Genomic DNA, 21,617 nt, shown 5'->3' with positions numbered 1-21,617 from the left:
GAGGTTTCTGTCCTTTTTTGTTTTTTATGCGCTGAATTTATGGAACAACAAAGGAAAACATCTTTAGTTGAAGGGGGATTATTGATGACTGAATTAAAACGGACACCGCTATTTGAAGTGTATAAAGAATATGGTGGAAAAACGATTGACTTTGGAGGCTGGGAGCTGCCTGTTCAATTCTCAAGCATCAAGGAAGAACATGAGGCAGTCCGCACAAAAGCTGGTTTATTTGATGTTTCGCATATGGGGGAAATTGAAATAAAGGGACCAGACAGCCTAAACTATTTGCAAAAGATGTTAACAAACGACATTTCAAAAATTAAAAATGGCGGAGCACAATATAATGCCATGTGCTATGAAAATGGCGGCACTGTTGATGATCTTCTTGTTTATAAAATAGAAGACAATCATTATTTACTAGTTGTTAATGCTTCCAATATCGAAAAGGACTATAAATGGCTTAAGGACCATTTAGAGGGAAATGTTTCGATCGATAATTTGTCTGAAAAAATGGCTCAATTGGCGCTTCAAGGACCGCTGGCTGAAAAAGTACTTCAAAAGCTGGCAGGTGATACTGATCTAAGCACTATTGGTATCTTTAAGTTCCAACAGGAAGTAACGATTAATGGAAAAAACGCACTGGTCTCACGAACTGGTTATACAGGTGAGGATGGCTTTGAGATATATTGTGATGCGTCAGACGCAGTAGAACTTTGGAAGGCGATTTTATCAGCTGGGCAAGAGGAAGGGATCGTTCCTTGTGGTTTAGGCGCTAGGGATACTCTCAGATTTGAAGCAACTCTTGCGCTTTATGGCCAAGAATTGTCACCTGAAATCACTCCGCTTGAAGCTGGAATCGGCTTTGCAGTTAAGTTAAATAAAGAAGCCGATTTTATCGGTAAAGAAGTACTTAAACAGCAAAAGGAACAGGAAGCAACAAGAAAATTAGTTGGAATTGAAATGATTGACCGTGGAATACCGCGTCATGGCTACCCTGTCTATAAAGGTGAGGAACTAATTGGTGAAGTGACAACGGGAACGCAATCTCCATCCTTGAAAAAGAATATTGGACTTGTGCTAATTAAAAACCAATACGCCGGTCTTGAAACAGAAATTGAGGTTGAAATTCGCGGAAAACGCTTGAAGGCGAAAGTAGTACCAACACCTTTTTATAAACGACAAAAGTAAACACGAGGGGAGATTAGGTTTATGAAACATCGATATTTACCTATGACTGAAGCAGATAAAAAGGCAATGCTCGAAACAATTGGCGTTAACTCCGTTGATGAATTATTCAGCGATATTCCAGAAAAGGTTAGATTTAAAGGTGAATACAACATCAAAGCTGCAAAGTCTGAGACTTCTTTGATGAAAGAACTATTCCAAATAGCTTCTCGTAATGCCGATTTAAAAACAAATGTATCCTTTCTAGGAGCAGGAGTTTATGACCACTATATGCCGGTAATCGTTGACCATGTTATTTCTCGCTCTGAATTTTATACAGCTTATACACCATATCAACCTGAAATTTCTCAAGGTGAGCTCCAAGCGATTTTTGAGTTCCAGACGATGATTTGTGAGTTGACAGGTATGGATGTTGCGAACTCATCTATGTACGATGGCGGTACAGCTCTCGCTGAAGCTGCCATGTTAAGTGCAGGGCATACAAAACGGAAGAAAATCCTTGTTTCAAGTGCAGTTCACCCTGAATCAAAGGAAGTTCTTAAAACCTATGCAAAAGGTCAGTATATAGAAGTAATTGAAGTACCAGTTAATAATGGGATTACAGATATTGAAGCATTAAAAGGTTTGGCGAATGAAGAAATAGCAGCAGTTATCGTTCAATATCCGAACTTCTTCGGACGAATTGAGCCATTAAAAGAACTAGAAGAAATCGTTCACGCCAACAAGTCATTGTTTGTTGTTTCCTCAAACCCGCTTTCTCTTGGAGTATTAACACCTCCAGGTAAGTTTGGTGCTGACATTGTGATTGGTGACGCCCAGCCGTTTGGAATTCCTACTGCATTTGGAGGACCACATTGCGGTTATTTTGCAGTAACGAATAAGTTAATGCGTAAGGTACCTGGACGACTTGTCGGTCAGACTACAGATGATCAAGGACGCCGTGGATTTGTTTTAACACTACAGGCCCGTGAACAGCACATCCGTCGTGATAAAGCGACATCTAATATTTGTTCGAACCAGGCGTTAAATGCTTTGGCTGCGTCGGTTGCTATGACAGCCCTTGGTAAAAAGGGTGTACGTGAAATCGCAGCTGCTAACTTACAGAAGGCGCATTATGCAAAAAATGCATTTAAAGCTGCAGGCATTGAAGTTGTTTACGAAGGACACTCCTTCAATGAATTTGTTGTTAAATTAAACACACCAGTGAAAGAGATCAACCAAGCCTTGTTACAAAAAGGAATCATTGGCGGTTACGATTTAGGGCGTGACTATCCAGAACTTGCTAACCATATGCTGATTGCTGTAACAGAGCAAAGATCGAAGGAAGAAATCGATACTCTTGTGAAAGAAGTGGGGGATTTGCATGCATAACCAAGATCAGGCACTCATTTTTGAACTAAGTACACCAGGCAGAATTGGCTATAGCCTCCCGGAAATGGATGTTCCCGAATTAGACCTTGAAGGCCTTCTTCCTGAAGGATATTTACGCAGTGAGGAGCCAGGGCTTCCTGAGGTTTCTGAGCTTGATATTATGCGTCATTACACTGCGCTATCTAGAAGAAACCATGGGGTGGATTCAGGTTTCTACCCATTAGGCTCATGTACAATGAAATACAATCCAAAAATTAACGAAAATGTGGCCCGTTTTAACGGATTTGCTCATGTTCATCCACTTCAAGATGAAAGCTCTGTACAGGGTGCACTTGAACTGTTGTATGATTTGCAGGAGCATTTAATTGAGATTACAGGAATGGACGAAGTGACTTTACAGCCAGCTGCTGGTGCTCATGGTGAATGGACTGGATTGATGATGATTCGTGCTTACCATGAAGCAAATGGGGATTTGAAGCGTACAAAGGTTATCGTTCCGGATTCTGCACATGGAACAAACCCTGCTTCTGCAACCGTTGCTGGCCTAGAAACGATCACTGTAAAATCAAATGAGAATGGTCTTGTTGACCTTGACGATTTAAGAAGAGTAGTTGGGGAAGATACAGCTGCTTTAATGTTAACGAACCCAAATACCCTTGGACTTTTTGAGGAAAACATTGTAGAAATGGCTGAAATTGTTCATGCCGCTGGTGGTAAGCTTTATTACGATGGTGCAAACTTAAATGCGGTACTATCAAAAGCTAGACCAGGGGATATGGGATTTGATGTGGTTCACTTAAATCTTCATAAAACCTTTACGGGTCCACATGGTGGCGGAGGGCCAGGTTCAGGTCCTGTTGGTGTAAAAGCAGACCTTATTCCGTTTTTACCGAAACCTGTGATTACGAAGCGCGGTGAAGAGTTTGTATTTGATTATGATCGTCCGCAATCAATCGGGCGCGTGAAGCCTTACTATGGTAACTTTGGTATCAATGTTCGTGCCTACACTTACATTCGTTCAATGGGACCAGATGGCTTAAAAGCGGTAACTGAATATGCTGTATTAAATGCAAATTATATGATGAGAAGACTTGCTGAATATTATGATCTTCCATTTGATAAGCATTGCAAACATGAATTTGTTTTAAGCGGAAGAAGACAGAAGAAATTAGGTGTCCGTACTTTGGATATTGCAAAACGCCTGCTTGATTTTGGCTACCATCCGCCAACCATCTACTTCCCATTAAATGTTGAAGAATGTATTATGATTGAGCCAACTGAAACAGAATCAAAAGAAACGCTAGATTCATTCGTTGACATCATGATCCAAATTGCAAAAGAGGCTGAGGAGAATCCAGAAATCGTTCAAGAAGCGCCGCATACCACTGTAGTAGGCCGTATGGATGAAGCTACCGCTGCGCGTAAACCAATCTTAAAATACCAAAAGGCTTAAAGATTTTAGGTCAGATTCAGTTTGCTGAATCTGACCTTTTGGTTTTAGGGAAGTGGAATTGTGCCGAAAAATTACTGGGAACGGAAATAGAGGAACAATTTAGGGGGTATTGTTCCCGTAAATCATGGGGGGCGAAAAAAAGGGAACAATCAAGGGAGAATTGTGCCGGTAAATTACACAGGATGAAAATAAGGGAACAATCCAAGTGGTATTGTGCCCATAAATCACGAGGGATGGAATTAGGGGAACAATCAGATCAAAAAAAAGGACTTCCAATATGGAAAGTCCACAACATTTTATTTCTTTGTTTTTACTTTACCAGACCATTTTTTAAACCCGCCTTGAAGCTGGGTAAGATCCTTGTAACCTTTTCGGTGCAAGAATTGTGCGGCACGGGCGCTGCGCATGCCATTTTGGTCATATAAATAAACAGGTAAATCCGGACGAAGCTCCTTCATTCGCATTCTCATTTGTGACATTGGAATATTACGGGCTCCTAGTATATGACCTGCTTCGAATTCGTTCGGTTCACGAACATCGATTAATTGTGCTTTTCGATAACCGGCACGAAACTCCTCTTCCATTACCGTTTTAACAATCCTTTTTTGATAAAAATAGGTGAAAACGGAATAGGCCGCAACTGCCACGATGATGATAAGTAGGACATAAAGTGAATTCAATTTCGATTGCTCCTTTCAAGCATGGTACACTATGTTTTATTATATAAGCCAATCACGGAAAGATAAAGAATAAACGACAAAAAACTTCAAATTCATTATGCCTAAAACATCTGGTTTTGAATTCATTTCAGATTTTGGTAGACTAAAATAAGAGTAAACTACATAAAGATGAGGTTTTTATATGAACAAAGAGGTTTGGCGTTTTATAGATTCTGGAAATTGTTCTCCATCCTTTAACATGGCGTTGGACGAGGCATTACTTGATTGGCATAGTGAAGGGAAATTTCCGCCCGTTATCCGCTTCTACGGCTGGGATCCAGCGACTCTATCAATTGGATATTTCCAAAAGGTTGAAAAGGAAATCGACCTAGAGGCAGTAAAAGCCCATGGATTAGGGTTCGTTCGTAGACCAACAGGCGGCCGTGGCGTTCTCCACGAGCACGAACTTACATATAGTGTGATTGTTTCGGAAGATCACCCAGAAATGCCTAAAACGGTAACAGAGGCATATCGTGTTATATCAGAAGGAATTTTAAAAGGATTTCATCAGCTGGGATTAGAAGCTTATTTTGCGGTCCCTAGAACAGATGAGGAGCGAAGTGCACTGAAGAATCCTCGTTCAGCAGTATGTTTTGATGCACCTAGCTGGTATGAACTTGTGGTCGAAGGTCGTAAGGTAGCAGGAAGTGCACAAACCCGCCAAAAGGGAGTAATCCTTCAGCATGGTTCAATTTTATTGGATTTAGATGAGGATAAGCTGTTTAGTTTATTTAAATATCCTAGTGAGAGAGTAAAGGATAGGATGAAATCTGCTTTTAAAAATAAGGCAGTGGCAATTAATGAAATCAGTTCTAGAAGAATTACATTAGAAGAAGCAAAAGTAGCTTTCTATAAAGGCTTTGCAGAGGGACTAAATATTGAGCTACAACCCTATCAATTAACCGAAGAAGAACTTGCCTATGTCAATAAAATTGCTAAAGACCGATATGAAAGTGATGAGTGGAACTTCAAAAGATAGTTCATGAAGCCCAAAAAGGATAGTAAATGGAGAGAACGGTTCTTATGAAGGGTTCATGAAACCCAAAAACGATAGTAATCGGAGAGAACAGGTCTCATGAAAAGTTCATGAAGCCCCAAAAAGTTAGTAATAGGAGAAAACGGGCCTCATGAAGGGTTCATGAAGCCCAAACAGGTTAGTAATCGGAGAGAACGGGTCTCATGAAGGGTTCATGAAGCCCAAAAAGAACAGTGATCTTAGAAAATGGACCTTATGAAGGCTAATGTGGCCCAAAAATAAGATAAACCTGAGAAATTATGCCTCAGGAACCATACGCTTGAATGTTAACAAAAAAATATTAGCAAATAAAACTAGGCGGTCTCAATTGTATTGAGTCCGCCTAAGTTGTTATTGTTTAGTGACTTTCGCGATTTCTTTAACATACCTTTCATACCAGATTTTCCATTCCTCTTTACGTTCAATGGCCCTGCCATCCAATAATGCTTCGATGACATCTAAACATACATGCCAACCAGCAAGGTCTCTTGGGGTATGGTCAGTAATGGTTTTTATTTTTTCTATTAGGCGCAATACACATCCATTTGATTCTTCGGTTAATTCGAACCGAACGGTATCTACCCACCAGGAGAATTCCAAAACAGAATTTACTTTTAAGTCTAGGATAGAAAGTTCATCAAATGTTCCATCTCCCATATCAAATTTAATTACCCCGCCTTTACGAAGTTCGTCTATACGTAATTCTGAGAACCATTTTGGCAGTTTATCATTGTCCGTTAAATAAGACCATACCTCTTCAACTGAATGGTTAAGATGGCGTTCATATGTGGCAGTATAGCCGTTTTCAACTTTTTCAATATGTGCTATCATCTATTTTTTCCTCCTCTTGTTGGCTTATTAATTAAGTATACCTTTTTTAATATTCTTGATAATCAATATATCTCCTTTATAGCTTTTAATTTTCCTCTATTTAAAAATCGCAACCTGCGAAATTTGTTAAATTTTCCTGTATTTTGCCGAAATTTAAAAGATATCTTATCTATTCTCTAATTTCTAGTTTATTTTGAGTTTGACAAAGTTTATATTTTTTGCCTCAAATACAATATGTAGTGGTGTCGAAAATATTTTCGGTACTATATATTGATTTGTTGTATCTACCTATGTTAACTTATTTATATCGAGTCAGCTAGATATAGCATAACTTACTAGAATCTCATACAAGATATAGAATTTTTGAAGGAGTTGTTCTCATGTCTGTAGTTTTTAGACAAAAAATGAATATTGATTTTGAAAGGTTGAATGAGGATATCCACTTATTCCCCCAAGTGCACCCGGTTACCCCAGATATGAAAATCACTCATAAGGGTGTTTCACGATTGGTCATGTTGGACCGGTACACCTTCAAAGACACTGCAAAAATCACCCTAACGAATGGCGACTTTGTTGTTCTCACTATAAAAGAAGATCCAAAATTCCCAGCACGCGGTCTTGGATACATCATGGAGATTGATTGGGAGAGTAAAAAAGCAAAGGTTTTAGTAGAAGAGGAATTTAGAGCTGTCCTAGATGACCCTGAGGAATCGGCAACAGGATTGATTTGGCGCTCGCTAGATGTAATTGAGAAGCCTCTAGAATTGTTTTATGAGCAGATTGCCAAGAGAAATGCAACCGGTCTTGCTTCAGTTGAAGAAACAGAAGACAAGCGAATCGAGTGGTTTGAAAAGTTTTACAATGAGCTAGTATCAATGAATTTCATTCCAGCTGGTCGCGTCCTTTATGGGGCAGGAGCAGAAACAGATGTAACGTTCTTTAACTGTTATGTAATGCCTTTTGTTCCAGACTCACGTGAAGGGATCTCGGATCACCGTAAACAGGTTATGGAAATCATGAGCCGCGGTGGCGGTGTTGGAACAAATGGTTCAACATTAAGACCACGAAACACCTTGGCAAGAGGTGTAAATGGAAAATCATCTGGTTCGGTATCGTGGTTAGATGATATTGCGAAATTGACACATCTAGTAGAACAAGGTGGATCAAGACGTGGAGCTCAGATGATAATGCTGGCGGATTAAAAAGTGACAATAGATGCACTAGTCCGCGTCATTCAGAAAATGAATGACAAGAAAATCGGGTGAATTGCAGGAAAATCCTTAGAGACTTGCAAGCTACAACGTGACTGGAAACGGTGAGCGTGAATGCTTTAAAAATTGTAAGTATTGGACAATCTGCAGCCAAGCGTCATAGGGCAAAAGGTAATGGCGAAGGTTCAACGACTAGAGAGTGAGTCCCAACAATAAACTCTCATAAGCGCCCGGCCCCTAACAGTTTAAAGCTGAGGGTGATGATATAGTCTAGTCCGTCTGCCCAATATGGGGCAGAGTAATATCCTGAAAGGGACGGTATTATACGTGGCATCCAGACGTTATTGAATTTATTATTTCAAAAATGCAAAACCCTAGAATCTTAAGGTTTTTGATTGAAAATACAAATGATGAAACTATTAAGAAACATGCTAAGGACAAACTAAAATTAACACCGCTAACTGCCCAAGAGAGAGCAATGTATCAGGGAATTGTTAACTATAAACATATTCCAGGCTTAGGTGGCTTCGGTGAAGACATCATTGCAGAGGCTGAAGAAAAGCTTCAAACTGGTGGTAATTATACAGTTCATAATCCAGAATTCCTTACCGGTGCAAATATTTCTATCTGTTTAACAAAAGAATTCATGGAAGCTGTTGAAAATGATAGTGATTATGAGCTTCGTTTTCCATATGTTGAACATTATAGTAAAGAGGAAATGAAGATTTACAATGAAGAATGGCATAATGTTGGAGACGTTCGCGAATGGGAGAGACTCGGTCACAAAGTACGAGTTTACAAGAAGATCAAAGCAAAAGAGCTTTGGAACCTTATAAACATTTGTGCAACTTACTCTGCAGAGCCAGGAATATTCTTCATCGACAACGCCAACGACATGACCAATGCCAAAGCATATGGTCAACAAGTTGTAGCAACAAACCCTTGTGGGGAGCAACCTCTTGCACCATTTTCTGTTTGTAACCTTGCAGCTGTTAATCTTGCAGAAATGGCAGATAAGGAAACAAAAACAGTTGATTTTGAAAAGTTAAAGAAGACTGTAGCTGTAGGAGTTAGAATGCAAGATAACGTTATTAATGCTACACCATACTTCCTTGAAGAGAATAAGAAGCAGGCTCTTGGAGAGCGCCGTGTAGGACTTGGTGTAATGGGCTTGCATGATATGCTAATCTATTGTGAAACGGTTTATGGATCAGAAGAAGGTAATAAACTTGTTGATCAGATTTTTGAAGTAATTGCAACTACAGCGTATAAAACATCCGTGGAACTAGCCAAAGAAAAGGGAAGCTTCCCATTCTTAAACGGTGAAACACGCGAAGAAACCAACCGTTTGCGCCAAGCTTTTATTGATACAGGATACATGAAAAAAATGCCTGAAGATGTCCGTCAATCTATATTAGAAAATGGAATAAGAAATTCACATTTGCTAACTGTTGCTCCAACGGGTAAAGTAATTGCCCCCAGTGTTCGTAAGAGCGCTGCGTAAACTTAGCTATATGCGGGAAACCCTGGCGTATCTCTTACTACCTTTGTCTTGCCAACAAGTAATCGGGTAAAAATGTAAGAGTGTTGGCTTATCGCCTACCAGACAATCCGCAGGGAAGTCGTGGCTGACCCTTCAACGACTACATGCTGAGCAACCATAAAATTATGGTTGATGATATAGTCTGACCCATATGGCGACATATGGAGCGGGTACTAATATTCCCGCCCTCTATAAAAAAATATGGAGAGTAACAAAAGTGAGTACTGGAACAATGGTTGGTGTATCAACTGGATTAGAACCTTATTTCTCATTCTCTTATTTCCGAAGCGGTCGTTTAGGGAAATTTATCGAAGTGAAGGCTGATATCGTTCAAGAATACCTTGATAAACACCCTGAAGCAGATGCAGATAATCTTCCAAGCTGGTTTGTTGCAGCGATGGAGCTTGCTCCTGAAGCACATGCAGATGTTCAATGTGTAATCCAGCGTTGGATTGACAGTTCTATCAGTAAAACTGTAAATGCTCCACAAGGATATAGTGTTGAGCAAGTGGAAAAAGTGTATGAGCGTCTTTACAAAGGCGGAGCTAAGGGTGGTACAGTCTATGTAGATGGATCACGTGATTCACAAGTCCTTACCCTTAAAGCTGAAGAAAACGAGATCCCAACATTCACAGAAAAAACGAAACAGCACGTCGTACTTGTTGATACCATTAGTGACCTTCGTTCAACCGATGTAACGATTGGTTCTGAAGTTGGAAACACATGTCCAGTCTGCCGTAAAGGTAAAGTAAAGGAAATTGGCGGCTGTAATACATGTTCTAATTGTGGTACGCAGCTAAAGTGTGGTTTATAAAAATGTAAAATGAGGATGTCCTTAGGGCATCCTCATTTTTTTACACAATTAAACTAAGTAAGTACCCGCCAATAACCCCAATAACCACAATCACCCAAGGCGGTAGCTTCCAATAGGCTAGCATGCTAAACAATAGTGCCGCAAAGGCAAAATCTATAGGCGCTAAAATAGTACTAGTCCAAATTGGATCATAAAAAGCAGAAATCAGTATTCCTACAACTGCTGCATTGACACCCATTACTGCTCCTGATATATTAGGATTCCGATTTATACTGACCCAAAACGGTAATGTCCCTAACACCAATAAAAACGCAGGAAGAAAGATTGCAAAGGTTGCCAGTAATCCACCTGCCCATCCATCCACAACAGCACCTATATATGCAGCAAAGGTAAACAATGGTCCAGGTACCGCCTGTGCAGCTCCATATCCAGCTAGGAATGCTTCCTTATCGAGCCAGCCACTTGGAACAAACTCTCGTTCCAATAATGGTAAAACCACATGCCCGCCGCCAAACACTAACGAACCTGATCGATAAAAACTATCCAACATCGCTACCCAGCTAGAAGCAGTCAACTCTCTTAATATAGGGAGGACAATCAATAATCCAAAAAATAAACCTAAACATATAACCCCGAATCCTCGGGTAAGTGGGACTTGAATAACAGTGATGGAATCTTCCTTTTGCCCCTTATAGATAATAAAACCTGCAACAGCTGCGATTAAGATGACACTTACCTGTGTATATGCTGTTTGCCACAATAGGGTACAAATTAAAGCGAGTAAGGCAATAGCTTTTCGGGATAAATCAGGAGTTAACTTTTGTGCCATCCCCCATATCGCATGAGCCACAACGGCAACAGCTACAATTTTTAACCCGTGAATCCAGCCTGCATTTCCGATATCCATTCCTTTTAGTATAAGGGCAAAAAGAATCAGCATGACAACTGAAGGGGTTGTAAAGCCTACAAATGCTAAAATTCCACCTAACAAACCGCCGCGCATTACGCCTATTCCTATACCAACCTGGCTGCTGGCCGGACCAGGTAAAAACTGGCACAGAGCTACAAGATTCGCGTATGCTTGTTCATCAAGCCATTTTCTTCTTCGAACATACTCATCATGAAAATACCCTAAATGTGCGATGGGACCGCCAAATGAAGTTAATCCAAGTTTTGCTGAAACCATTAGGATTTCAAGAAGTAAAGAAAGTTTACTTTGTTTCATAAATCCCCCTTTTGAGCTACACGTGTATTAAAGATAAGTTTATCTGTTTGTTTTGAAATAATCATTTAAAATGGCACCATTAAATGTTAAAAATATGTAAATCCCTCTTTACATACTATACCGGGGTATAATATAATCTTTTCATCAGATAGTTAACAACATCTTCATGTTGGTTTTTCCAAAAGATAAATTAAGGTTTGTTAAGAACGTGCTTTAGATTGAGCACGCTCTCTTTTTCAAAAAAATATACCCTACATAGGTATTAAGGAGTGAGTTTTTATGAAAAAATGGACTATTTCTGCATTAGTTTACCTGTTTGTAATTGTAGGAGGATACTATGTTTATGCTTCTTTTACAGAACCAGAGTCTCATAATGATACAAATGCTCCACACAAACAAGAGGCAGAGTCCTCCCACGGTCAGGAGCATAAAGAAAATGGTAATAACCACGATGGTGAAAGTGAAGTCATTCCAAACATTCAAGTTGAAAATGGAGAATTGATCATTACGTTGAAGGATTTAGAAGGAAACCCTGTATCAGATTTAGAAGTGAATCACGAAAAATTGATGCATTTAATTGTTGTCAGTACGGATTTAAAAGAGTATCAACATTTACATCCTCAAACAAACGAGCCTGGAGTCTTCAAAGTAGCTCATTCATTACCAGCAGGGGAGTATAAAGCATTTGTTGATATTAAACCAACAGGCAAGGCATATGAAGTAGCCCCTATTTCATTCATGGTAGGAGAAAATCATACTGAACATGAAAAAGATTCGCTAACCGTTGACACCGAGTTAGCAAAGGAAGCTGGCGGCCATTCAGTTAAACTGTATCCAAGTTCATTAAAAGTAAATGAGGACATCCAACTTAAATTTGATTTAGCTGGAGATACCCCAGAACAGTATCTTGGAGCATTAGGACATGTCGTAATACTGGATGAAAGAGGAGAAAATTACGTTCACGTTCACCCACTTGAAGGAAATGAGCCTGTATTTGCTACAAAATTCTCAGAACCAGGGATATATAAGATTTGGGCAGAGTTTAAGTTTAACGGGCAAGTATTCGTTTATCCATACGTTGTAGAAATTAAATAGTCTATAGAAAGCACCGATACTTCACGGTGCTTTTGTAATGAAAATCGTCGCAAAAGTGTCAAAAACTCTTCATACGTTCAACATAATATCTCATTACAATTGTTATAGTATTAACTTAGTAAATAGTCAGTTTTTATCATCCATGAAAAATAAGGTGATGCTATGTACAATCTCATGAGTCAATTTAGTTCTTTTGTCAGCAAACCGTTTTTTATCATCGCCAATAACTTGGAGTCTTGGCCTATCATTTTTGCCCTGCTTTTAGGGATAGTGGGAGCTTTGGCACCATGTCAGCTAACCGGAAACATCAGTGCCTTAACACTGTATGGTAACCGCTCCTTTCAACAGAAAATTGTTTGGAAGGACGTAATTTTTTTCACATTAGGCAAAATAGCAGCCTTCTCATTGTTAGGTGGGTTGGTTTGGATATTAGGAAGAGAAATACAAGAAAACCTAATTTCCTATTTCCCTTGGATCCGTAAAATTATGGGCCCGCTGCTGATCATTGTAGGTTTGTATATGGTAGGATTGATAAAACTTCGAGGAACAATCAATTTATTTAAAGGATCTAAAGACTACAAACAGGAAACTCCATTTGGTTCATTTATGCTTGGTTTCAGTTTTTCGCTCGCCTTTTGTCCAACGATGTTTATTCTGTTTTTTGTTACTTTAATGCCGATTGTCTTGTCCAGTTCCTACGGCTTTATCCTGCCATCGATATTTGCTATTGGTACTGCACTCCCTTTAATCCTATTTATTTTGATTATTTGGTACTTAGGCGGGGGCGGATTACTAATGAAAAAGGGGAGAAAGATTGGAGCTTCCATTCAAAGAGTTTCGGGAGTATTGATCATCTTGTTAGGCATATTTGACTCTTTAACCTATTGGTCCTTGTAACATAACTCTTGGATAAAAAATATCCATTTATGAACAAAATGTGAAAGTTGAAAAAGAATCAATTAAACGATAAAAAATACTTTACATAGGGTAGGGGGGTATGGTTAAATATAGTTAAGAACCTTACCTCTTTTACAAGGTTAAAAAAAGTGTTAATTACGAAAGGGTGTATATAAATGGAAAAAGTTACTTTGAACGTACAAGGAATGTCTTGCGATCATTGTGTAAAAGCAGTTGAAGGCAGTGTTGGTGAACTAAATGGAGTAAGCACCGTAAAAGTTAATTTAAAAGCTAATACAGTTGACGTTGAATATAACAACCAAGAAGTGTCACTAGATAAAATTAAAGAAACAATTGATGATCAAGGTTACGATGTAGAATAAAAAATAGGAAAAGACACGTGCTACTGAAATAGCACGTTCTTTTTAAAATAAAATATACCCAAGCGGGGTATAAAGGGGTGACTTTTATGTCTCAAGCTTTAAAAGAAACCAATATACAAATCTCTGGAATGACCTGTGCTGCATGCGCCTTAAGGATTGAAAAGGGATTAAATAAATTAGAAGGTGTAGAAAACGCAACTGTAAATCTAGCCTTAGAAAAATCTGCTATTAAATACGATCCACAAAAATTAAAGGTCGAGGATATTGAAAAAAAGATAAGAGACCTTGGTTATGACGTGGTTACCGAAAAAGCGGAGTTTGATATTACTGGAATGACCTGTGCTGCGTGTTCAACAAGAATTGAAAAAGGCTTAAATAAACTAGATGGTGTTGTTAAGGCCAATGTGAATCTTGCGCTCGAAAAGGCGACCGTGGAATACAATGGGTCTGTTTTAACACCAGGTGACATTATTAACAAAGTTGAAAAGCTGGGATATGTAGCACATATAAAAGAAGACGTAAAGGAAACAACTGACCACCGTCAACAGGAAATTAAAAAGCAAACAGGCAAATTTATTTTTGCAGCGATTTTGTCCCTTCCTTTATTATGGGCCATGGTTGGACATTTTACATTTACATCGTTTATTTGGGTTCCGGAAGCGTTTATGAATCCATGGGTGCAGTTGGCATTAGCTACGCCTGTTCAATTTATTATTGGTTCCCAGTTTTACATCGGTGCCTATAAAGCGCTTAGAAATAAGAGTGCAAATATGGATGTACTGGTTGCTTTAGGTACATCCGCAGCTTATTTTTACAGTTTGTATTTATCAATCATGTCTCTTATGGAAGAAGCCCATGGAGTGGAGCTTTATTATGAAACAAGTTCCATTTTAATTACCTTAATTATTTTAGGGAAGCTTTTTGAAGCGAAAGCAAAAGGCCGGTCTTCAGAAGCAATCAAAAAATTAATGGGTCTTCAAGCTAAGAACGCCACAGTGGAAAGAAATGGGCAAGAATTAGAAATTCCGCTTGAGCAAGTAGTTGTTGGAGATATCCTCCTGATAAAGCCGGGTGAAAAAATTCCTGTAGACGGTAAAATTATTGAGGGAACTTCAGCCATCGATGAGTCTATGCTTACTGGAGAAAGTGTTCCTGTTGATAAGTCTGCAGGTGATGATGTAATTGGAGCGACACTTAACAAAAATGGTTTCTTAAAGGTTGAGGCAAAAAAAGTCGGCAGAGATACAGCACTAGCGCAAATTATCAAAGTGGTCGAAGAAGCACAAGGTTCTAAGGCACCAATCCAACGACTTGCCGATCAAATATCTGGTGTATTTGTACCCATCGTGGTGGGAATCGCCGTTCTTACTTTTATTATCTGGTTTGTGTGGGTTGCCCCAGGAAACTTTGGTGAGGCATTAGAAAAAATGATTGCTGTCCTTGTTATTGCTTGTCCATGTGCATTAGGATTAGCAACACCAACGTCGATTATGGCTGGATCGGGAAGGGCAGCAGAATTTGGGATTCTTTTTAAAGGTGGGGAGCATTTAGAAATGACCCATCGAATTACAACTGTTGTACTTGATAAAACAGGGACAGTAACAAATGGTACACCTGTTTTAACGGATGTAATTACAGACACAATGTTTAACGAGGAAGAAATATTATCAATGATAGGTTCTGCTGAAAAGCAATCGGAGCATCCCTTAGCACAAGCAATTTTCCTAGGGATAAAAGAAAAAGGAATTACTTTTAAAGAAGTTACTGATTTTGAAGCAATTCCTGGCTTTGGCATTAAAGCAATGGTCGATGGGAAAGAATTATTAGTTGGTACTAGAAAATTAATGAATAAATATCATGTGGACGCAGAAGCAGCATTCGGAAAAATGGATGAATTAGAAAGGGCAGGGAAGACGGCTATGCTTGCTGCAATCAACGGGCAATATGCAGGCACCGTTGCTGTCGCTGATACGATTAAGGATACCTCAAAGGGTGCGATTAACCGCCTTAAAACTATGGGGCTTAATGTCATTATGATTACAGGTGATAACCAGCAGACCGCTTTAGCAATTGCCAAAGAAGCTGGAATAGAACATGTCATTGCGGAAGTTCTTCCGGAGGGCAAGGCAGCTGAAATTAAGAAATTACAAGCCCAAGGAAAGAAAGTAGCGATGGTAGGTGATGGGATAAACGATGCCCCGGCGCTGGCGATTGCTGACATCGGGATGGCCATTGGAACCGGAACAGATGTGGCGATGGAAGCTGCAGATATCACCCTTATTCGCGGGGATCTAAATAGTATTGCAGATGCCATTTACATGAGTAAAAAGACAATTACGAATATAAAACAAAACCTTTTTTGGGCACTCGCCTATAATTCACTGGGAATACCATTCGCTGCACTTGGTTTCTTAGCACCTTGGCTCGCCGGGGCTGCGATGGCGTTCAGTTCTGTATCGGTTGTTCTTAATGCGTTACGATTACAAAAGGTAAAACTCTAGGTGTGGAACTTAATCTTAATACCAAAAGGCTGACACATAATTGTCAGCCTTTTTTACATTTATCACTATCTGTAAATATTATACTTAAATTACAAGGATTCTAATTTTATAAGCTGGGTGAAATAAGATGAATCATATTTTACTGATTGAAGACGAGCAAAGTGTATCAACCGTTATTAAAGGATATTTAGAAAAAGAAGGTTATAAAGTTTCTAGCGCAAAAAGCGGATTAAAAGGGCTGGATGTGTTTAATACAGCAGATTTTAAATTAATTATACTAGATTTGATGCTACCGGATATTAGCGGCGAAGAAGTTTGTAAAATAATCCGTCAAACATCGGATGTCCATATCTTTATGCTCACAGCAAAAGGATCATTAAATGACAAAATAGAAGGATTAAATATAGGTGCCGATGAATACTTAATAAAGCCATTTAGTCCAAGAGAACTAACTGCTAGAGTAAATGCTTTATTCAGGAGAATAGGTTCTAAATTTCCTTCATCAAAGGTTATTTATGATGATGGTTATTTATTAATTGATTGTGATAAAAGAGCAGTTCGCATACTAGAACAAGATATCCCGTTTACACCAAATGAGTTTGATATTATTTGTGCTCTCGTCACCGCAAAAGGGAATGTATTATCTAGAGAGCAATTGATAGATAAAATCTTTGGCGTTGATTTTAACGGGTACGATCGGACGATTGATGTCCATATAAAAAATATCCGTAAAAAGATTGAAAAAGACACAAAGAACCCTAAATATATTGTTACGGTAATGAAAGCAGGCTATAAATTTGGCGGTGAGAAGTAGGTGCAAACAATTAATAAAAGATTGAGTCTGTTGTTGGTCCTATCCACGGTGGCCGCTATCCTGCTAGTTACCGTTTTTGTTAATCTGACGGTTTCCAATAAATTTAACGAATACATGATTGATATTCAAAACAAGAGGTATGAAAGAATCGTTTCCTATTTTGAGGAAGCATATAAAAGGGAAGGGAAATGGTCCTCGGATACAGGGATTGAATTAATGCACGAGGCCTATATGGGGAATTATTGTTTGACCCTTTTAGATAGCAGTAAACAGGCAGTCTGGGGAATGGATCCAGATGACTTACAAACTCAAATCCATATCGGGGAAATGTCAGGACATGATAATGGCGTTTATACGACGAAAACATTTAAAATAAAAGCGAATGGTAAAATAGTTGGGTTTATTGATATCGGACAATATTCGTCAGTCCTTCTATCAGAGGAAGATTTAACCTTTAAATCTTCTATAAACAAAAGCATTATTGCTAGTGGTACCCTTGCGCTAATTATCATCATTAGCTTGAGTCTGTACTTCTCAAAGCAATTTTCTATTCCCATTCGAGCAGTAGCAAACATGTCTGTCCGCTTATCTCAAGGAAACTTTGATACCGTATCGAATATAAAAAGTAATATTACAGAGTTAGAGGATTTAAGGAAAAGTGTGAATATTCTTGCAGGTAAATTAAAACACCAGGACACTCTCAGAAAAAGGTTAGTATCAGATATTACGCATGAGATTAGAACTCCTTTAAATGTGATACAGAATAATCTTGAAGCGATGATTGATGGTGTATTACCTGTTACAAATGAGGGATTAAATTATTTAAATGAGGAAGTCATTCGTTTTGGAAAATTAATAAATGACTTAAATTTGTTAAAAGAGTTTGAATCTGAAGGTATCAAGATTAATTATGAATCTATATACCTTGATCATCTAATTTCAGAGATTTGTAAGGACTTCTATAGGGCTGCTGAAAATAAAAATTGTACGATTCAATTTGAAATCGCCCTGGACGAATACAAAATCAACGCGGATAAAGACAAAATGAAACAGGTGATTATAAACTTATTATCTAACGCACTTAAATTTTCAGATAGTAATAGGACGATTTTGATTAAACTTTATAAGGAAAAAAACACGATTATTATGGAAGTAATAGATGATGGGATTGGTATTAAGCAGGAAGATTTACCATTTATTTTTGAAAGGCTTTATAGAGGAGATAAGAGTAGAAGTCAAATTGAAGGAAATGGTATCGGTTTAACGATTGTTAAGAATATCCTTGAGCTTCATGATGCGTTGATTAAGGTAGAAAGTGAAGAGGGTGTAGGAACTACAGTGAAAGTCTATTTTAATACAACAAATTAACCCAAAACTCATCGCAGCACCCGCCATGAGTTTAAGCTCCGTATCAGTATTATTAAATGCATTAAGGTTAAAGGGCTTTATACCAGCTGGATAAATAAAAGAGTCTTGGTAATCAAACGATTACTAAGACTCTTCTTGTTGGTTATTGAATATATTTCGCTCTTACCTCTTCCAGGTCTACTGAATTTAGATCATCAACCACTTCAATAATTCCCAATAAATCTTTTTCATTTAGATAGATACCATACGAACCACTATTACTAATTGTAAATTCAATATTATTGACTCCTTTTGTCCCAGTAAAATCGGCAACAATCTGCATTGTTGATGAATTTAGGATCATAAAGTACCCTTCTGCATTATCAAAGGAAGATAGGTCTATGGCCATTTTTGAACTAATACCTTTATTAACCACCATAATAAGCGGCTCAAACTCATATCCGGTTCCTTTTATAGTAATTGTCTGCTCGTTAGCAGCCATTTCCGCTTTTTTAACTAATCGATCAGTCGCTGCCTTACTAAAATCGTCTCCGTAGATACTAGGCTGAGCAGGTTCCGCTGGAGGGGCAGTAACAGCAGAATCAACTCCATCTCTGTCACTGCTTGAAGCAGTGATAGCTTCTAGGTCATCTACAACTTTAATTACTCCACGCTTCATTCCCATCCAGCAGCTAAAATTCAGATCTTCACTACCTGGTGTGAATTCAATTAGATTATTTCCACTTTGTAGTTTCTGTTCAATATCCATTCCCGGCACTACAATCGTATTATTACAGCCAGTAATTTCTTCACCATTAATAACCCATTTAAGCGGCATTCCCTTTTGGACATAAAGAGTTTTTGGGGTATAGCCATAAACATTCGCAGTCATATTCAAGACTTGAACCCCATCTTTAATTGTTGCTTTTATCTCATCGGATGAGGAAGATGAGGCATTTGCATCACCGAAGGCTCCCGCGCTGGAAATTATAGCCATTGGACTAATATTCATGCCTGCCAGTGCAAGCCCTCTGTTACTCATAATAAGGCCGAGCATAATAATTAACACACCGCTGAACTTTAGTATTTTTTTTGTGTATCCTTTGGTCAACAACCCTGATAATGCGCCAAATGTCAGCATTAAAGGGACGGTTCCGATCGAAAACATAAACATAGATAAGGCACCAGCTGCAGCACTCCCTGTTCCTAAAGCAAATATTTGCATAGTTTGCAGAGGGCCACATGGCATTAATCCATTCAAAAGACCAACAAAAAATGGTGCTCTAGGTGTACTCATTGCTTTACAAGCCACATTTGGCATTTTAATTTGGAACTTTCTAAAGGCCTTAAAACCAGCCATATTAAAGCCCATCATAATCATGAAAACACCTGCAAATAACTGCAAACCTGCTTTTGCTGTTAGTGAAAGAGCGAAAACAGAACCGATGGCGCCTATAACCCCGCCTAGTACCGTATATGCGACCACTCTTCCTGCGTTATATAAAAGTGCTGGCTTTATTGCTTCAAACTTGTTCATGCTTTCTTTTCCAATACTTTGCGAAAGCATGATTCCACCGCACATACCTACACAATGGATAGATGTAATCACTCCAACTACAAATAATACAGCATATGAGGCATTATTAAGGTGTGATTCCATATCGTAATTCCCAGTATTGATTCCTAGTAATACAACGGCTGCAACTGCAATCATAATTCCAATAAACTTAAAGTCTTTAGGGCTTTCAGTGCTATAACCTACACTTTGAATGGCACTTTTTATTTTTTTTAAATCACATAAATGATCATTATATTCGATTTCGGCAAATTGACCGCTAAAACTAGCTTTTACATCGATGACACCATCTAATTTTTTTACTGTTCTTTCAACCCGCTTCTCGCAGGATGTACAGGTCATTTCATACACCTTTGTGCTTTCTATCTTTATGCTCATAAAGTATTCCTACCTTTACTTGTTAATAAAACCCACTAAATAATAGGTAAAGTATAGAGAATTTTTGTGTTGATGATATGAAGAAAGTGAGTACTAAAGTGAACAATTTGTAGACAAAATATAAACAAATCATGAACCACGTTAATATTTCAAAATTGCTCATACTATAAAAAACAAATTGAAAAGAGGAAAATAACTTGGAACCTTTTATGCCTCAATTAGTATACTTTGAACCTAGAGCATTAGAATACCCTCTTGGAAGAGAACTAAAAGAGAAGTTTGAAAAATTGAATCTTGAAATTCGTGAGACTACTTCACATAACCAGATACGTGATTTACCGGGTGATAATGAAAATCAAAAATACCGAAATGCAAAATCAACCCTTGTAGTCGGAATCAGAAAGACCTTAAAATTTGATACCTCTAAGCCTTCCGCAGAATATGCAATCCCTTTGGCTACTGGCTGTATGGGGCACTGCCATTATTGCTATCTGCAAACGACACTCGGCAGCAAACCTTATATCCGAACCTATGTAAACCTAGAGGATATCTTTGAACAAGCACAGAAATACATGGATGAGCGCAAGCCAGAAATCACACGGTTTGAAGCTGCTTGTACCTCGGACATCGTGGGTTTAGATCATTTAACACATTCACTAAAGAAGACAATCGAATTTATTGGACAATCGGAGTTTGGCTTGCTGAGGTTTGTAACAAAATTTCATCATGTCGATCATCTGCTGGATGCCAATCACAATGGGAGGACAAGATTCCGTTTTAGTGTTAATTCTCGGTATGTTATCAAGAATTTTGAGCCAGGTACTTCTTCTTTTGAAGATCGCCTGTCAGCTGCAAGGAAGGTTGCAAAGGCAAACTATCCTTTAGGGTTTATTGTCGCACCTATATATTTACATGAAGATTGGAAGGAAGGCTATCGTGAGCTTTTTGAACGTTTAAGTAATGAGCTTGTAGGCTTAGATATACCGGATATGACATTTGAACTTATCCAACACCGTTTTACTAAGCCAGCAAAGAACGTGATAGCAAAAAGGTATCCTAAAACCAAGCTTGAAATGGATGAGGAAAAGCGCAAATATAAATGGGGCCGCTATGGAATCGGCAAATATGTCTATCCAACAGAAGAGGCTAACGAATTAGAAACGACCATTCGCAGTTACATCAACGAATATTTTCCAAAAGCAATTGTTGAATATTTCACTTGAGAAATTTTTTGCTTGTACACCGTACTATTTTGATGA

The 21,617-nt window shown here is 38.5% G+C and carries 15 protein-coding genes and 3 pseudogenes; 14 read left to right on the top strand and 4 right to left on the bottom strand.

Annotated elements, in window-relative coordinates; all coding sequences use genetic code 11:
- Positions 1-84 precede the first annotated feature (84 nt).
- The 3 genes from gcvT to gcvPB are packed head-to-tail and all read left to right on the top strand — an operon-like array spanning position 85 to position 4,009.
- Positions 85-1,188, top strand: a complete 1,104-nt coding sequence (gene gcvT, locus F4694_RS08415) for a glycine cleavage system aminomethyltransferase GcvT (RefSeq protein ID WP_179596767.1) — start codon at positions 85-87, stop codon at positions 1,186-1,188.
- Positions 1,189-1,209: 21 nt separating this feature from the next.
- Entirely contained in the window at positions 1,210-2,556 is a 1,347-nt protein-coding gene (gene gcvPA / locus F4694_RS08410; RefSeq protein ID WP_179596765.1) for an aminomethyl-transferring glycine dehydrogenase subunit GcvPA, read from the top strand.
- Entirely contained in the window at positions 2,549-4,009 is a 1,461-nt protein-coding gene (gene gcvPB, locus F4694_RS08405) for an aminomethyl-transferring glycine dehydrogenase subunit GcvPB (RefSeq protein WP_179596763.1), read from the top strand. The genes gcvPA and gcvPB overlap by 8 nt, the downstream gene beginning before the upstream one ends.
- Positions 4,010-4,305: 296 nt before the next feature.
- Here the strand turns inward: gcvPB and F4694_RS08400 are convergent, their stop codons facing one another.
- Positions 4,306-4,689, bottom strand: coding sequence for a rhodanese-like domain-containing protein (locus tag F4694_RS08400; RefSeq protein ID WP_179596761.1), 384 nt, complete (start codon positions 4,687-4,689; stop codon positions 4,306-4,308).
- A 181-nt stretch (positions 4,690-4,870) separates the two neighbouring features.
- Here F4694_RS08400 and F4694_RS08395 point away from each other — a divergent pair, with 181 nt between their 5' ends.
- Positions 4,871-5,707: a lipoate--protein ligase family protein gene (locus tag F4694_RS08395; protein WP_179596759.1), complete on the top strand. Its 837-nt coding sequence runs from the start codon at positions 4,871-4,873 to the stop codon at positions 5,705-5,707.
- 387 nt (positions 5,708-6,094) lie between these two features.
- Here the strand turns inward: F4694_RS08395 and F4694_RS08390 are convergent, their stop codons facing one another.
- Positions 6,095-6,574: an SRPBCC family protein gene (locus F4694_RS08390; protein ID WP_179596757.1), complete on the bottom strand. Its 480-nt coding sequence runs from the start codon at positions 6,572-6,574 to the stop codon at positions 6,095-6,097.
- 380 nt (positions 6,575-6,954) lie between these two features.
- On the opposite strand from F4694_RS08390, the pseudogene F4694_RS08385 reads away from it, so the two are divergent.
- The 3 pseudogenes from F4694_RS08385 to F4694_RS08375 form a co-directional block, all read left to right on the top strand.
- Positions 6,955-7,773, top strand: a pseudogene (locus tag F4694_RS08385) (ribonucleotide reductase N-terminal alpha domain-containing protein); the annotation flags it as partial.
- 340 nt (positions 7,774-8,113) lie between these two features.
- Positions 8,114-9,250 (top strand): annotated as a pseudogene (locus tag F4694_RS08380) (vitamin B12-dependent ribonucleotide reductase); the annotation flags it as partial.
- Positions 9,251-9,548: 298 nt separating this feature from the next.
- Positions 9,549-10,142 (top strand): annotated as a pseudogene (locus F4694_RS08375) (hypothetical protein); the annotation flags it as partial.
- Positions 10,143-10,182: 40 nt separating this feature from the next.
- Here the strand turns inward: F4694_RS08375 and chrA are convergent.
- Positions 10,183-11,367 carry a chromate efflux transporter gene (gene chrA / locus F4694_RS08370; RefSeq protein ID WP_179596753.1) on the bottom strand — a complete coding sequence of 395 codons (1,185 nt, stop codon included), beginning with the start codon at positions 11,365-11,367 and terminating at the stop codon, positions 10,183-10,185.
- Between the two features lie 279 nt (positions 11,368-11,646).
- On the opposite strand from chrA, the gene F4694_RS08365 reads away from it, so the two are divergent.
- The 6 genes from F4694_RS08365 to F4694_RS08340 all read left to right on the top strand — a co-directional run bounded on the left by F4694_RS08365 (position 11,647) and on the right by F4694_RS08340 (position 18,425).
- Positions 11,647-12,462, top strand: coding sequence for a hypothetical protein (locus F4694_RS08365; RefSeq protein WP_179596751.1), 816 nt, complete (start codon positions 11,647-11,649; stop codon positions 12,460-12,462).
- A gap of 162 nt (positions 12,463-12,624) precedes the next feature.
- Positions 12,625-13,359 carry an urease accessory protein UreH domain-containing protein gene (locus tag F4694_RS08360; protein ID WP_179596749.1) on the top strand — a complete coding sequence of 245 codons (735 nt, stop codon included), beginning with the start codon at positions 12,625-12,627 and terminating at the stop codon, positions 13,357-13,359.
- Positions 13,360-13,535: 176 nt separating this feature from the next.
- Complete coding sequence (gene copZ / locus F4694_RS08355; RefSeq protein ID WP_179596746.1) at positions 13,536-13,742, top strand: copper chaperone CopZ; 207 nt, start codon at positions 13,536-13,538, stop codon at positions 13,740-13,742.
- Positions 13,743-13,828: 86 nt separating this feature from the next.
- Entirely contained in the window at positions 13,829-16,243 is a 2,415-nt protein-coding gene (locus tag F4694_RS08350) for a heavy metal translocating P-type ATPase (RefSeq protein WP_179596744.1), read from the top strand.
- A 127-nt stretch (positions 16,244-16,370) separates the two neighbouring features.
- Positions 16,371-17,057, top strand: a complete 687-nt coding sequence (locus tag F4694_RS08345) for a response regulator transcription factor (protein WP_179596742.1) — start codon at positions 16,371-16,373, stop codon at positions 17,055-17,057.
- The gene (locus F4694_RS08340; RefSeq protein ID WP_179596740.1) at positions 17,058-18,425 is read left to right on the top strand and encodes a sensor histidine kinase; all 1,368 of its coding nucleotides are present in this window, start codon (positions 17,058-17,060) and stop codon (positions 18,423-18,425) included. It begins immediately after the preceding gene.
- 142 nt (positions 18,426-18,567) lie between these two features.
- Here F4694_RS08340 and F4694_RS08335 read toward each other — a convergent pair whose 3' ends face one another.
- A complete protein-coding gene (locus F4694_RS08335) occupies positions 18,568-20,358 on the bottom strand; it encodes an urease accessory protein UreH domain-containing protein (protein ID WP_179596738.1) in 1,791 nt (596 codons plus the stop codon).
- Positions 20,359-20,555: 197 nt separating this feature from the next.
- On the opposite strand from F4694_RS08335, the gene splB reads away from it, so the two are divergent.
- The gene (gene splB / locus F4694_RS08330) at positions 20,556-21,581 is read left to right on the top strand and encodes a spore photoproduct lyase (RefSeq protein WP_179596736.1); all 1,026 of its coding nucleotides are present in this window, start codon (positions 20,556-20,558) and stop codon (positions 21,579-21,581) included.
- Positions 21,582-21,617: the final 36 nt, after the last annotated feature.

It is taken from the genome of Neobacillus driksii (assembly GCF_013409995.1).
In the GTDB taxonomy this organism is placed as follows: domain Bacteria; phylum Bacillota; class Bacilli; order Bacillales; family Cytobacillaceae; genus Neobacillus; species Neobacillus driksii.
This window is presented reverse-complemented; position numbering and strand designations above follow the sequence as displayed.

Excerpts from the sequence above, each read along its gene's own strand:
- gcvT (WP_179596767.1), top strand. The coding sequence starts at position 85 with ATGACTGAATTAAAACGGACACCGCTATTTGAAGTGTATAAAGAATAT.
- gcvPA (WP_179596765.1), top strand. The coding sequence starts at position 1,210 with ATGAAACATCGATATTTACCTATGACTGAAGCAGATAAAAAGGCAATG.
- gcvPB (WP_179596763.1), top strand. The coding sequence starts at position 2,549 with ATGCATAACCAAGATCAGGCACTCATTTTTGAACTAAGTACACCAGGC.
- F4694_RS08395 (WP_179596759.1), top strand. The coding sequence starts at position 4,871 with ATGAACAAAGAGGTTTGGCGTTTTATAGATTCTGGAAATTGTTCTCCA.
- F4694_RS08390 (WP_179596757.1), bottom strand. The coding sequence starts at position 6,574 with ATGATAGCACATATTGAAAAAGTTGAAAACGGCTATACTGCCACATAT.
- chrA (WP_179596753.1), bottom strand. The coding sequence starts at position 11,367 with ATGAAACAAAGTAAACTTTCTTTACTTCTTGAAATCCTAATGGTTTCA.
- F4694_RS08365 (WP_179596751.1), top strand. The coding sequence starts at position 11,647 with ATGAAAAAATGGACTATTTCTGCATTAGTTTACCTGTTTGTAATTGTA.
- F4694_RS08360 (WP_179596749.1), top strand. The coding sequence starts at position 12,625 with ATGTACAATCTCATGAGTCAATTTAGTTCTTTTGTCAGCAAACCGTTT.
- copZ (WP_179596746.1), top strand. The coding sequence starts at position 13,536 with ATGGAAAAAGTTACTTTGAACGTACAAGGAATGTCTTGCGATCATTGT.
- F4694_RS08350 (WP_179596744.1), top strand. The coding sequence starts at position 13,829 with ATGTCTCAAGCTTTAAAAGAAACCAATATACAAATCTCTGGAATGACC.
- F4694_RS08345 (WP_179596742.1), top strand. The coding sequence starts at position 16,371 with ATGAATCATATTTTACTGATTGAAGACGAGCAAAGTGTATCAACCGTT.
- F4694_RS08335 (WP_179596738.1), bottom strand. The coding sequence starts at position 20,358 with ATGAGCATAAAGATAGAAAGCACAAAGGTGTATGAAATGACCTGTACA.